The sequence below is a fragment of the Haloprofundus marisrubri genome (assembly GCF_001469955.1).
Lineage (GTDB): Archaea > Halobacteriota > Halobacteria > Halobacteriales > Haloferacaceae > Haloprofundus > Haloprofundus marisrubri.
The window spans coordinates 200,329-213,522 of record NZ_LOPU01000018.1 but is presented as its reverse complement, the minus strand read 5'-3'; the positions used below and the strand labels follow the sequence as shown (position 1 = coordinate 213,522).

Below are 13,194 nucleotides of genomic sequence, written 5' to 3'. Positions count from 1 at the left end.
GACGGCCAACGCGCCACACGTTGTCAACCGTTGACGTACTTAAACAAGAGACCTACCGTTCGACGCGGAGCCGTCGCAAACAAAGTAACTCTCCGATGGAACCCGTTCGTTCGACCGACAGCGCAGGCACAGTACGTGCTTCGAACGAAACGCCATAGATATCCGTCGCCCGCACCGCGTTCGACCATGGAAGAAACCGTTCGCGCACGCGGGCACGAGAACGTCTCCGCTCAGCACGCGAGCACGTTCGAGGTGACGAGCGACGACTGGTTGACGCCGGCAGGTGACTGTATTCTCGCCGTCGATGCCGACCGAACTCCCGCCGATTTCGACCCAGCGTTCGTCAGGGCGTGTCAGGACGAAAACGCTCACATCGTCGCCACGTTCGAGGTCGACGGCAGTACCGAAGTGGTCGAAGGTCACGGCCACCCCGAACTGACGTTCGAGGGCGACCGAAGTATGGTCGGCCGCACGAGCGACCACACCGACGACCGGACGGTCATGCTCGGTGCAGCGTTCGCCGCCGAAGGGTTCGACCGTGAGATGGTCGAGGCGCTCGCCGACGGCGCCGAGTTGACGCTGACGCTACGCGTCGATGCCGACGGCGATTCCGACACTGACGCCGACGCTGACGACTGAGGCCCCATCGCTTTTGCTGATTTGGCCCTACCTCTCGGTATGGCAGACGAACCGTCGGAGAACATCAGCGGCGGTCCCGGCGGCGGCGGGTCGCCCGCGGAGTTCGCACCGGAGAACGCCGACACCCGTGCTGGAGCGGTCGTCGACGAACTCGGCGAGATGTACTGGCGGAAGGCGTACGGCGGACAGGACGCCTTCGAGTGCCTCGTCCGGACCATCCTCAGCCAGAACACGAGCGACGTGGCGAGTCAACCGGCGCACGACAGCCTGATGGCTCGGTACGGGTCCGAGAGCGGCGGGAGCGACGAGAGCGACCTAAGCGACCTAGCGAAAACGCTCGCCGATGCCGACCAGTCGGAACTCGCAGAGACCATCGAATCTGCCGGGTTGTACAACCAGAAGTCGGAGATGATAATCGACGCCGCCGCCGAAATCGTCGACGAGTTCGGCAGCGAAGACGACTTCGACGCGTATGTCCGCGAGGAAGACCCCCAGACGGTCAGAAATAGACTCCTGAAGATTCACGGCGTCGGTCCCAAGACCGCTGACTGCGTGCTGTTGTTTTCGGGTGGGCGCGGCGGCGTCTTCCCCGTCGACACCCACGTCCACCGAATCGCACGACGGATGGGTCTCGCACCGCCGGACGCCGACCACGAAGGAGTTCGTGAACATCTCGAACGCGACGTACCCGCCGAGAAATGTGGCTTCGGCCACACGGCGATGATTCAGTTCGGCCGCGAGTACTGCAAAGCGCGCAAGCCGGCGTGTCTCGACGGCCCGGAAGCCTGCCCGCTGTACGACTACTGTGACCGCGTCGGCATCGACGAACTCGACGAGTCCGTCGTCGACCCGGCGGAGGCCGTCGCCGACGACGATTAGAACTTGCCGTCCTCGCCTTCCAGTTCGAAGACCAGTTCGTCCAAGACGGCGTCGGCGCTGGCGAGGTTCGTCGCCAGCGGGATGTTGTGAACGTCGCAGATGCGCAACAGGGCGGTGATGTCGGGTTCGTGCGGCTGTGCGGTCAGTGGGTCGCGGAGGAAGACGACGCCGTCGCAGGTCTCTTCGGCGACGCGCGCGCCGATTTGCATGTCGCCGCCGAGCGGTCCCGACTGCATGCGTTCGACGTCGAGACCCGTCTCGTCGATGAGTCGTTGCCCCGTCGTACCGGTTGCGATGAGTTCGAAGTGGTCCAAGTCGTCGCGTCGGTTCTTTGCGAACTCGATGAGGTCCGCTTTCTTCTCGTCGTGGGCGATAAGCGCGATACGCATACACTCTGTCGCGCCGTCGCAGTAATGAATCCACCTGCGGGTATCCTCTCGGTGATACGTCGAGGCGTTGACAGCGACCCCGAGACTCAATATCGTCGGCGTGGCACAGTTTCGTGTATGTCGATGCAGACCTACACGCTGCAAGTCGAGGAGACGGAGACCCACGACGGCATCTCCGCCGACGTGTACGACGAAGACGACATCATCGCGGCGTCGACACACGTCGCCTACGACGACCACGGCCTCAAAGCGACTGGAGACGGCCGTAGCCCGGAGACGGCAACCGAGACGGTCACTGCCGACGTGCTCTCGCTCGACGTGCAGGTCGAACGAATCGACGACCGGTTCGAGTTCCGACTGCTCGGCGACGGTGAGGAACTGGCGCGCGAGTCGGTGACCAACGAGGAGTGGCGACTCGACCGAATCGAAGAGTAACCAGCAGTAACGTAACGAGAGACCTCGGAAGAATCCGAGCAGCTACTTGAACCGGAACGTTTCGAGGTTCTTCGGCGCGAACGTCCGCATGTTGAACTCGTGGTAGAGTGCCGACGAGAGGTCCTGTACGGAGCGCTCGTCGCCGTGGACGCAGAGCACTTTCTCGGGACGCGGATTCATCGTGCGGACGAAGTTCATCAGGCCGTTTCGGTCGGCGTGACCGGAGAAGCCGTCGACTGTCTCGACGCCCATCTTCAGCGAGAGCGTACTCGCGCGACCCGAGTTGCGGTCGTTGGGGTCGTTGACGGGTATCTCGTCCCAGCCGTTCTGGATGCGGCGACCGAGCGTCCCTTGTGCCTGGTAACCGACGAAGACGAGGTTCGAGTCCGGGTCCGGTCCGAGGTGGCGGAGCCACGACATGATGGGACCGCCGGTGACCATACCCGAGGTGGAGAGAATGATACACGGCCCCTCGTCGGCGACCTCCTGTCGTTCCTCCTCGCCGCCGTCTATGTGGTTGAACTGCGGGGCGAGGAACGGGTTCTGGTCTTCGTGGAAGATTCTGTCGCGGAGTTCGTCGCGGAGGTACTCGGGATAGGTCGTGTGGATGGCCGTCGCCTCCCAAATCATCCCGTCGAGGTGGACGGGCATCTCCGGAATCTTGCCGCTGCGCATCGCCTGTTCGAGGACGAGCATAATCTCTTGGGAGCGACCGACGGCGAACGCCGGGATGAGCACTTTCCCGCCTTGGTCGGCCGTCTCGTTGATGACTTCGACGAGTTTCTCCTCGGAGTCCTCTTGGTCGGTCTGGTAGTCGTTGCGCCCGCCGTACGTCGACTCCATCACGAGCGTCTCCACGCGCGGGAAGTCGTTGACCGCGCCGTTGAACAGGCGGGTGTCCTTGTAGTGGATGTCGCCGGAGAACGCGACGTTGTAGAGGCCGTCGCCGATGTGGAAGTGCGTCACCGCCGACCCGAGGATGTGGCCCGCGTTGTGGAAAGTGAGTTTCACGTCGGGGGCGATGTCGGTCACGTCGCCGTATTCGAGGGGGATACAGTGTTTGATGGCTTCGCGGACCATCTCGGACTCGTACGGCGGGGTGCGACCCTCCTTGGCCGCCACGTCGAGATAATCGAGCGTGAGCAGGCCCATCAGGTCGCGCGTCGGTTCGGTACAGTAAATCGGACCATCGTAGCCGTATTTGAACAGGAGGGGAAGCAGCGCCGAGTGGTCGAGGTGGGCGTGGGTGAGAATGACCGCGTCGATGGAGTTCGCACCCGACCCGAGCGCCTCGGGCACTTGGAGGTACGGCACTTCACCCTCGGCACCGGGCTTGTCGCCGCAGTCGATGAGGATACGGGTGTCCGCCGTCGAGAGGATGAACGACGCACGACCGACCTCACGGCAGCAGCCGAGCGTCGAGATGCGGACCCACTGCTCGCGGCTGAGCTGTTCGCGGTGAATCTGGCGACCGACTTTCTCTAGAATGTCGCGTCGCTCCTCGCGTTCTTGTTTCAGGAAGTTCCGGACGTTGGAGACGGTAGAAGATTCGATGGGGGGCGTGCGGACGACTTCGGGCGTCCACCCGACCTGTTGGGTTATCTCGCGCAGCGTCGACCCGTGGCGGCCGATAACCATGCCGGGTTTGGCCGCCTCGATGACGACTTCGCCGGTGTCGGCGTGGAAGTCGAGGTCGGTGACGTTCGCCTCGTCGGGAATCACGTCGAGAACCTCCTCGCGCGCCTTCTTCGGGTCGGTGAGCACGTCGGGGTCCGGTCGGACCGTGATTCGCTTTCGAAGTTTGCTGGCGAGTTTCCGGATGAGGTCGCCGTTCTGCGCGAACTCTTTCGGGTTGCGCGTGTAGACGACCAGTTCCGGTCCCTCGTACTTCACGTCCGAGACGACGATGTCGCTCGGAAGTTCGGTTTCAATCTCTGCTTTCAGTTCCTCAAGTTGCTTGTCTACTGAGCTCATATGTGTGCTGCCCGTCGGTCCACTCCGGTCGGGCCTCGTACTGCCGCCTCGGGCCACCGGGTCGTGGCGGACGCCCGTAAATCGGACGTTCGCCGTGACCGGTGGTCCCGAGAGACATACTCAACGGAGTAACTCTGTATGCTATGTGCGGGAAGAGGCAGTGAAAACCCGCTTGTCCGGCAGTATTACCTTCGCATTATAAAAGCCTTCGCAAAAGGAAAGCCGGCGGCGGTTCTCGAAGCGTGCATGGAACTCACGCCCGAGTCCGTCGCCGCCGAACGCGAGACGCTGAAATCACGTGCCTCGACCACTGTCGCGTTGGTAAACGAAGTCCGGGCCGCGCTCGGCGAGCGGTTCGGCACCGACGTCGCATCCGTCACGGAGGAACAGTACCGTACAGAGGTGGACGCCGTCTTCGCCGACGGCGACGTGGCGGTCAACGTCGCGGGCTACACACAGATTCTGCGAGAACTGGACGTCGAGGGCGACTATCCCGGGTTCGTCGTCGACGAGATTCTGGGTCGAGAACTCGCTTCAACCATCGCGGGCGGGCAACCGCACGCGTTGCTCGCGCAGGCGACGTTTCACTTTGCGGATACCATGACCCACACCGACGGCGTCGCCGGCGTCGACGACTTGGACGCGGCGCTCGCGGCCGGGTTCCAGACCAGATTACCGGGATGGGAGTGGACCGAGCGCGAAAGTCCGTTCGGCGTCGACGACTGACGAGACGGCGACGTGAGGACGACGCGAGCACGACACGAGCGAAGCGCCCCACGACGGGCGGTCGACCGCCTCGTCAGCGACTGTCACGCGGTCTCATAGCTTCGGACGTTTTATGCCGCGGTGTCGCCACCTCCCGACAATGACCGACAACCAGGACCTCGGCATCACCGAGTCCAAGGAGTACAACACCGGCGAGTGGTACGCCGAAGTCGTCCAGAAGGCGGGCTTGGCCAACTACGCCCCCGAAGGGATGAGCGGCTTCATCGTCACCCGACCTCGCGGCTACGCGCTCTGGGAGGCCGTCCAGAGCTACCTCGACGAGAAGTTCAAAGCCACCGAAGTACAGAACGCGTACTTCCCGCTTTTCATCCCCGAGAGCTACCTCGAACGCGAGAAGGATATCGTCGAAGGGTTCGACCCCGAAGTCGCGTGGGTGACCCACGGCGGCCACAACGAACTGGAAGAACGCCTCGCGGTCCGCCCCACGAGCGAGAGCATCATCGCCCCCTACATGAGCCAGTGGGTCCGTAGCCACCGCGACCTGCCGCTTCGCGTCAACCAGTGGGCGTCCGTCGTCCGTTGGGAGGCGACGGACACGAAACCGTTCTTCCGCACGAAGGAGTTCCTCTGGCAGGAGGGCCACACCGCCCACGCCGACAAAGAGGACGCCTGGGAGGAGACGATGCTCCGCCTCGACCAGTACGAGTCCGCCTACGAGGACCTCTTGGCCATCCCGGTGCTCCGCGGGCAGAAACCCGACCACGACAAGTTCCCCGGCGCGGACACGACCACCACGGTAGAGGCGCTGATGCCCGACGGCAAGTCGGTGCAGGGCGCGACGAGTCACCACCTCGGCACGAGTTTCGCCGAGGCGTTCGACATCACCTACTCCGACGAGGACGAGGAGGACAGAAACGCCCACACGACCTCGTGGGGCTTCTCGTGGCGCTCTATCGGCGCGCTCATCATGACGCACTCCGACGACCAAGGTCTCGTGCTGCCCCCGACTGTCGCACCCACGCAGGTCGTCGTCGTCCCTATCTGGCAAGAGGAGAACCAAGAGAAAGTGCTCGACTACGCCGGCAGCGTCGCCGACGACCTCGAAAACGCGGGGATTCGCGTCGAACTCGACGACCGCGACGAGCGCAATCCCGGCTTCAAGTTCAACGAACACGAACTCAACGGCGTCCCCGTCCGCCTCGAAATCGGCCCCAACGAGGTCGACGACGAGGAAGTCACCGTGGTTCACCGTCCCGACGGCGAGTCGACGGTCGAAGCCCGCGCGGAAATCGCCGAGACGGTCGAGAGCCATTTCGACGAGGTGTACGCGAAACTGTACGCCGCCGCCGAGGAGAACGTAGAGGAGAACGTCCGCGACGCGTTCGCGCGCAGCGAGATTCTCGGAACCATCGGCCAACACGGCGGCTACGTCCGCGCGCCGTGGTGCGGCGAGGAAGCGTGTGAGACCGAAATCAAAGACCAGATTTCGGCGGAAATCGTGATGGTCCCGTTCCCCGACGACGAGGAAAAGCAGTTGGACCTCGACGACCACGACGAGTGTGCCATCTGCGGCGAGTCGTCCGAGGAGACGGCGTACTTCGCCAAGTCGTACTAAAAACCGGAGTCTGTCGACCTCCGCCGAACTCCACCGAACGTTCGGCATCCGTCGGCGGCAGACGGTCGCCGTCTTCATCTACGGCGACGAGTAGTCGACTTTTCCTCCCTTCTCGCTCGTGCGTATCGAGTAAACGCGGCCGTACGGCAGGTGGAGATACCCTTCGTCGTGTTTGACACGCACCCCGGCGACCTTTCCGGAGTCGGAGATGTTCTCGGCTGGAACCTCGTCCTCTGCGATGCCGTCGGGCGATTCGTACACGATAGTTGCCATCGGCGCTAGTGTCGCGCCCACGCGGATAAAACGACGCCGCGAGGTTCGTACCGGTAGTTACCGGGACCCCGACGAGACTGAATCCGTCACGGTCTTTCGGAGCATAAGTTCATCCCTAATAACCTTATATGCCATAAGTACACCCTTATGCTTTCAGGAGTACGCTAATAAGTGACAGCGCCCAGGCTCTGGTATGACCAAGCCACACAGAGACACCCGCAGGGTTGGCCTCGCGGACCCGACCGACGAGCGCTCGAACTGCGGCGTCGGCGCCGTTATGGACCTCGACGGCGGCGCGTCTCACGACGTACTCGCCGACGGGCTGGAACTGCTGGTAAACCTCGAACACCGCGGCACCACCGGTGCGGAGGAGAACACCGGCGACGGTGCGGGCGTGATGATTCAGCGCCCGGACGACTTCTTCGCCGAAGTACTCGACTCCGACCTACCCGAACTGTGGGCGGTCGGCTCCGTTTTCTTCCCACAGAACGACGACCAGCGCGAACGGGTCACTGCCCTCGTCGAAGAAGCGCTCGCCGACCACGGCCTCGACGTCTTCGAGTGGCGAGACGTTCCGACCGACAACTCGGACCTCGGCGCGACGGCGCTCGAATCCGAACCCGACGTCTGGCAGGTGTTCGTCGAACCTGCCGACGACTCCGACGACTCCGACGACTCCGTCGACACCGAGGCGTTCGACCGTGCGCTGTACGTCGGCCGCCGCGCCGCCGAGACGGCCGTCGACGACTCCGGTATCGAGGGTAGCGGGCGTTTCTACGTCTGTTCGCTCTCGCGGCGGACGCTCGTTTACAAGGGGCTGTTGAAGGGCGAACAACTGCCGACGTACTACTCGGACCTCCGCGACGAGCGGATGAAGTCGACGCTGGCGATGGTGCACGCTCGCTTCTCGACGAACACGCTCGGGGCGTGGCATCTCGCGCACCCGTACCGCAACGTCGTCCACAACGGCGAGATAAACACCATCCGCGGCAACGTCAACTGGATGCGCGCCCGCGAGACGGAGTTGGAGCACCCCGACTTCGGCGCGGACATCGAGACGCTCAAACCCATCACGCACGCCGACCAGAGCGACACCGCGAGCGTCGACAACGTCGTCGAACTCCTCCTGCAAGGCGGCCGTGACCTGCCGCACGTTCTCCGAATGCTCATCCCCGAAGCGTACCGCAACGACCCCGCGATGGACGAAGGCCGCCGCGACTGGTACGACTTCCACGCCAGTCTCGTCGAACCGTGGGACGGCCCGGCGCTCGTCGCCGCCACCGACGGCGACCGAATCGCGGCCGTTCTCGACCGTAACGGGCTGCGCCCGTGTCGCTACGACGTGACGACCGACAACCGCCTCGTGATGGCGAGCGAAGTCGGCGCACTCGACCACGACCCCAGCGAAATCAAATCCCGAGGCCGTCTCCAACCCGGCCAACTGTTCATGGCCGACCCCGAGGAGGGCCGCGTCATCCCCGACGAGGAAGTGTTCGACTCGCTCGTCGACGAGCAGTACGGCGAGTGGGTCGACGACGAACAGCGCCATCTCTCACAGTTCGCCGACCCCGACGACTACGCGACACACGGACAGGTGGAGTCGCTGCGCGCCCAACAGGCGGCGTTCGGCTACACGCAGGACCAACTGAACCACCTCATCGAACCGATGGCCCGACAAGGAAAGGACCCCGTCGGGTCGATGGGCGACGACACGCCGCTGTCGGTGCTCTCGGACTTCAACCGGCCGCTTTTCACCTACTTCAAACAGCTGTTCGCACAGGTTTCGAACCCGCCTATCGACTACATCCGCGAGAAACTGGTGACGAGTCTCGAATCCCGCCTCGGCAACCAGCGCAACATGCTCGCCGAGTCGTCCGAACACGCCCGCCAACTCGTCCTCGACTCGCCCGTCGTCACCGACGAGGAGACGGCCGGAATCAAAGCCCTCGACGGGAGCGAGGGGTTGCGCAGCGAGACGCTCGACATGACGTACGAGCGCGGCGACACGGAGCTCGAAGACGCCGTCGAACGCCTCCGTGACGAGGCGCGCGACGCCATCGAAGGCGGCGCGGACATCGTCGTCCTCTCGGACCGTGCGGCCGGAGCGAATCGAGTACCGATTCCCAGCCTGCTGGCGACCGGCGCGGTCCACCACAGCCTCGTCAGAAACGGCCTGCGTAACCGCGCCGGTCTCGTCGTCGAGTCGGGCGACCCGCGCGAAGTCCACCACCTCGCAACGCTCGTCGGCTACGGCGCGGGCGCGGTCAACCCGTACCTCGCGTACCAGACCATCGAGGACATCGTCGCCGGCCCCGACGGCGCGGACCCCGAGGCGGCCATCACCGCGTACACGAAGGCGCTCGAAGACGGCCTACTGAAGACGATGGCGAAGATGGGAATCTCGACGGTCGAGAGCTACCGTGGTGCCCAAATCTTCGAAGCTGTCGGCCTCTCCTCGGCGTTCGTCCGCGAGTACTTCGAGGGCACCGAGATTCGCACCGAAGGTATCGGGATGGACCAGATAGAGGCGGACCTACTCACGCGGCACACCGTCGGCTTCGGCGACGACCCGAAACTCGAAGTCCAAGGCGAGTACGAGAACCGCTCGTCGGGCATCCACCACCAGTGGAACCCGAAGACGGTCGGCGCGCTTCAGCGGGCCGTCCGCTCCGGCAACTACGAGACGTACCAGGAGTTCGCCGAACTCGTCAACGACCAGAGCGAGGAGTTGCAGACGCTTCGCGGCCTGCTGGAGTTCGACTCCGACCGCGAGCCGATTCCTATCGACGACGTCGAACCGGTCGAGGAGATAGTGAAACGCTTCTCGACGGCCGCGATGAGTCTCGGCTCTCTGTCTCCCGAAGCCCACGAGAACAACTCGATTGCGATGAACCGCATCGGCGGGAAGTCGAACTCCGGAGAGGGCGGTGAACCGCCAGAGCGCTTCGGTACCGAGAAGGAGTGCAACGTCAAGCAGGTCGCCTCCGGTCGCTTCGGCGTCACGAGCCACTACCTCTCGTCGGCCGACGAGCTACAAATCAAGATGGCCCAAGGGTCGAAACCCGGCGAGGGCGGCCATCTCCCCGGCAAGAAGGTCAACGAGATGATTGCGCACGTCCGCTACTCGACGCCGGGCGTCGGTCTCATCTCGCCGCCGCCGCTGCACGACATCTACTCCATCGAGGACCTCAAACAGCTCATCCACGACCTGAAGGTCGCAAACGAAAACGCCGACATCAACGTCAAACTCGTCTCCGAGGCGGGTATCGGCACTATCGCCGCGGGCGTGGCGAAAGCAAATGCAGATGTCGTCCACATCTCCGGCGACTCCGGCGGCACCGGCGCGTCGCCGAAGACGAGCATCAAAAACGCCGGACTGCCGTGGGAACTCGGTCTCGCGGAGGCCAACCAGATGCTCTGTGCGACGGGCCTGCGCGACCGGATTCGTGTCTCCACCGACGGCGGGATGAAAACCGGCCGCGACGTGGCTATCGCGGCGCTTCTGGGTGCCGAAGAGTACATCTTCGGGACGGCGTCGCTCGTCACCGCAGGCTGTGTGATGGCCCGGCAGTGCCACGAGAACACCTGTCCGGTAGGCGTCGCCACCCAAAGAGAGAACCTGCGGAACCGCTTCCCCGGCCAACCCGACCACGTCATCAACTACATGACGTTCATCGCCCAGGAACTGCGCGAAATCATGGCCGAACTCGGCTTCGAGACGGTCGACGAGATGATTGGTCGACCAACGTACCTCCAGCAGGTCGACACCGACCACGAGAAAGCCAAGCATCTGGACCTCTCGGCGGTGCTCGCACAACCGGCGGGCGACCAGCGTCGCAAAACCCAAAAGCAGTCGCACTCGGACCTCGACACGCAACTGGACCGCCAACTCATCGACGAGGCGCAACCGGCGCTGGACGACGGTGAACCCGTCCAACTGCGCCACGAGATATCGAACGTCGACCGGGCGGTCGGCGCGATGCTGTCGAACCGCATCTCGAACGTCTACGGCGGCGAAGGCCTCTCCGACGACACCATCGCCTGCGAGTTCGACGGCGTCGCCGGGCAGAGTTTCGGCGCGTTCCTCGCCTCGGGCGTGACGATGCGTCTCACCGGCGCGGCCAACGACTACGTCGGGAAGGGACTCTCCGGCGGGAAAGTCGTCGTCGAGACGCCCGCGGAAGCCGGTTACAAGCCCGACGAGAACGTCCTCATCGGCAACGTCGCGCTGTACGGCGCGACGCAGGGCGAGATGTACGTCAACGGCGTCGCGGGCGAACGCTTCGCCGTCCGCAACTCCGGCGTGAAAGCCGTCGTCGAAGGCGTCGGCGACCACGGCTGTGAGTACATGACCGGCGGTGTCGTCGCCGTACTCGGCGACACCGGACGGAACTTCGCGGCGGGGATGTCCGGCGGCGTCGCCTACGTCTACGACCCCGACGACGAACTCGACGGGAAGGCGAACACCGGGATGGTGTCGCTGTCGGACGACCTCGAAGAGACGGACGAAGCGATGCTCCGCCGCCTCGTCGAAAACCACGCCGACTACGCCGCAAGTGAGCGCGCGGAGACGCTGCTCGGCGACTGGCCGACCGAGGTCCAGAACTTCGTGAAGGTGATGCCGGACGCGTACGCGGAGGTCATCGCCGAGGAGGGTCGCGCCGACGTGCGCGAGGAACTGCCCGCACCTGCAGGCTCGGTCGAAAACACCAGTCTCGAACGGGAAGTCGCACAGAGCGACGACTGAGACGGTCGCAATCGACCGTGCGAGGCGGATTTCTTTTCGCGGGCTCAAAAACCGGTCGCAGGTCCGGAGTGACTCGTCTCTCCGTATGTCTCCCGGTATCGGATTTGTCAGTTGAACTTCTCACAGCGGCGAGCGACTTTGGTTCCAGAATATGTCATTATTCTGAATTGGATTTATACTATGTCGTACTGTCGGATGCCATGGCGATGGAAAAAAACGATACTCCTGCCGATTCGGCCAGCCGGGTAGTTCGACGCCGTGACGCACTCAAAACGCTCGGGGTCGCTTCAGGGCTCTCGGTAGTCGGCGTCCCGCTGTTCGGCGGGTCGGCAGCGGCCCAACAGCAACAACAGCAAATCGTCGTCGAGGACTTCGAGTACGGCGGCCAGCAACTGACTAACCGGTATCAGTTCGCCAATGGGAGGCCCGGAATCTCGATAACGCAGAACGTCTCTCGGTCCGGCGGACAGTCGTTGCGAGTCCAAGGCGTCGACGGGCAACTGTTCGCGTCGTCGCTACCGGAGAGTCCGACGGCCGGCGACACCTTCTCGTACTGGGTTCGGGCGACCGGTGGGGCGGATACGCTCAACTTCGGCTACGCGGTCAGCGACCCGAACAACATGTACTACGTGAAGATACAGTACCCCGGTAACAGCATCTTCCTCTATCGTGAGGTCAGCGGGACCAAGGAACTACTGGGCGTCTCGAACTCCGGGTTCTCGCTGCAGCAGAACCGCTGGTACCGTGTCGTCGTCCAGTGGGGTGAGTCGGGGTCCCACACGGTTCGGCTGCTCGGAGCGAACAACAACCAACTCACGCAGTTCTCCGGAAACGACTCGCAGTACGACAGTGGCGGCATCGGCTTCTTCGCGTATCTCGCCTCGGGCGGTACCGCGTTCTACGACGGCGTGACGAAACTGTCGTCGAACGGTTCGGATGGGTCGAACGGCAACACGAGCGGCTCGAACGCCGGAGGGCGGTAGTTCCTTCGAGACGGTGTACGCCTCCCGACCCGCTCAGAGAGAACTTGATATGGCACCTCACTTATAGTACATATGGCCACACAGCCATCAGACGACCTCAGAGACGGCATCGTGTACCTCGCGCGCACCGGCCTCGGTGACGCACTTCGCAGTGTCATCTACTTCACTCCCGACGAGTTCGAGTTGATGTACCTGCGGTCTGACCTCTACGGGGACGACAAGGAGCGTGCTCGCGCGGTAAAAGAACCGCTGGTCGAGAACGAGCGACTCGGCTTCGACGCGCGTGAGACCTACAACGAACTCGGCGACGAACCTGCGAGCGAACCCGATATCGGCGAGTACGAGTTCACTATTCGCGTGTTCTCGAAGGGGTTCCTCTGCCGGGTACTCGTCGAGAACCACGGGGTTATCCTCACCACCGACGAGTTACACATCGCCGAGTTCGAAGCACAGGCGGTGAGTCTCCGTTCGCTTCTGGCGGTCGCATCGGACAGTTAAAACCACCGGGCGCGTGTGCTCGCCCCACCCGCCCGG

At 63.6% G+C, this 13,194-nt stretch carries 11 protein-coding genes; 8 read left to right on the top strand and 3 right to left on the bottom strand.

The annotated features are described in order from the left end of the window. Positions 1-186 precede the first annotated feature (186 nt). Positions 187-639 (top strand): DUF371 domain-containing protein, encoded by a 453-nt coding sequence (locus AUR64_RS06780; RefSeq protein ID WP_058581190.1) that lies wholly within the window; start codon positions 187-189, stop codon positions 637-639. 39 nt (positions 640-678) lie between these two features. Beyond that, positions 679-1,518, top strand: coding sequence for an endonuclease III domain-containing protein (locus AUR64_RS06775; RefSeq protein ID WP_058581189.1), 840 nt, complete (start codon positions 679-681; stop codon positions 1,516-1,518). On the opposite strand, the gene AUR64_RS06770 is transcribed toward AUR64_RS06775, so the two are convergent. Continuing rightward, positions 1,515-1,907 carry a methylglyoxal synthase gene (locus tag AUR64_RS06770; protein WP_058581188.1) on the bottom strand — a complete coding sequence of 131 codons (393 nt, stop codon included), beginning with the start codon at positions 1,905-1,907 and terminating at the stop codon, positions 1,515-1,517. The genes AUR64_RS06775 and AUR64_RS06770 overlap by 4 nt on opposite strands. A gap of 117 nt (positions 1,908-2,024) precedes the next feature. Between AUR64_RS06770 and AUR64_RS06765 the strand changes: the two genes are divergently transcribed. Next, a complete protein-coding gene (locus tag AUR64_RS06765; protein ID WP_058581187.1) occupies positions 2,025-2,342 on the top strand; it encodes a hypothetical protein in 318 nt (105 codons plus the stop codon). A gap of 42 nt (positions 2,343-2,384) precedes the next feature. On the opposite strand, the gene AUR64_RS06760 is transcribed toward AUR64_RS06765, so the two are convergent. Then, a complete protein-coding gene (locus AUR64_RS06760; RefSeq protein WP_058581186.1) occupies positions 2,385-4,316 on the bottom strand; it encodes a beta-CASP ribonuclease aCPSF1 in 1,932 nt (643 codons plus the stop codon). 246 nt (positions 4,317-4,562) lie between these two features. Here AUR64_RS06760 and AUR64_RS06755 point away from each other — a divergent pair, with 246 nt between their 5' ends. Together AUR64_RS06755 and proS are read left to right on the top strand one after the other, a co-directional pair. Next, complete coding sequence (locus AUR64_RS06755) at positions 4,563-5,042, top strand: hypothetical protein (RefSeq protein ID WP_058581185.1); 480 nt, start codon at positions 4,563-4,565, stop codon at positions 5,040-5,042. 139 nt (positions 5,043-5,181) lie between these two features. Continuing rightward, a complete protein-coding gene (proS, locus tag AUR64_RS06750; RefSeq protein WP_058581184.1) occupies positions 5,182-6,657 on the top strand; it encodes a proline--tRNA ligase in 1,476 nt (491 codons plus the stop codon). 78 nt (positions 6,658-6,735) lie between these two features. Here proS and AUR64_RS06745 read toward each other — a convergent pair whose 3' ends face one another. Beyond that, positions 6,736-6,930 carry a hypothetical protein gene (locus AUR64_RS06745; protein ID WP_058581183.1) on the bottom strand — a complete coding sequence of 65 codons (195 nt, stop codon included), beginning with the start codon at positions 6,928-6,930 and terminating at the stop codon, positions 6,736-6,738. 193 nt (positions 6,931-7,123) lie between these two features. Between AUR64_RS06745 and gltB the strand changes: the two genes are divergently transcribed. From gltB to AUR64_RS06730, 3 genes are all read left to right on the top strand, one after another. Next, a complete protein-coding gene (gene gltB / locus AUR64_RS06740; protein ID WP_058581182.1) occupies positions 7,124-11,677 on the top strand; it encodes a glutamate synthase large subunit in 4,554 nt (1,517 codons plus the stop codon). 200 nt (positions 11,678-11,877) lie between these two features. Continuing rightward, positions 11,878-12,660, top strand: coding sequence for a hypothetical protein (locus AUR64_RS06735; RefSeq protein WP_058581181.1), 783 nt, complete (start codon positions 11,878-11,880; stop codon positions 12,658-12,660). 72 nt (positions 12,661-12,732) lie between these two features. After that, positions 12,733-13,158: a DUF7522 family protein gene (locus AUR64_RS06730; RefSeq protein WP_058581180.1), complete on the top strand. Its 426-nt coding sequence runs from the start codon at positions 12,733-12,735 to the stop codon at positions 13,156-13,158. The last annotated feature ends 36 nt before the right edge of the window (positions 13,159-13,194 follow it).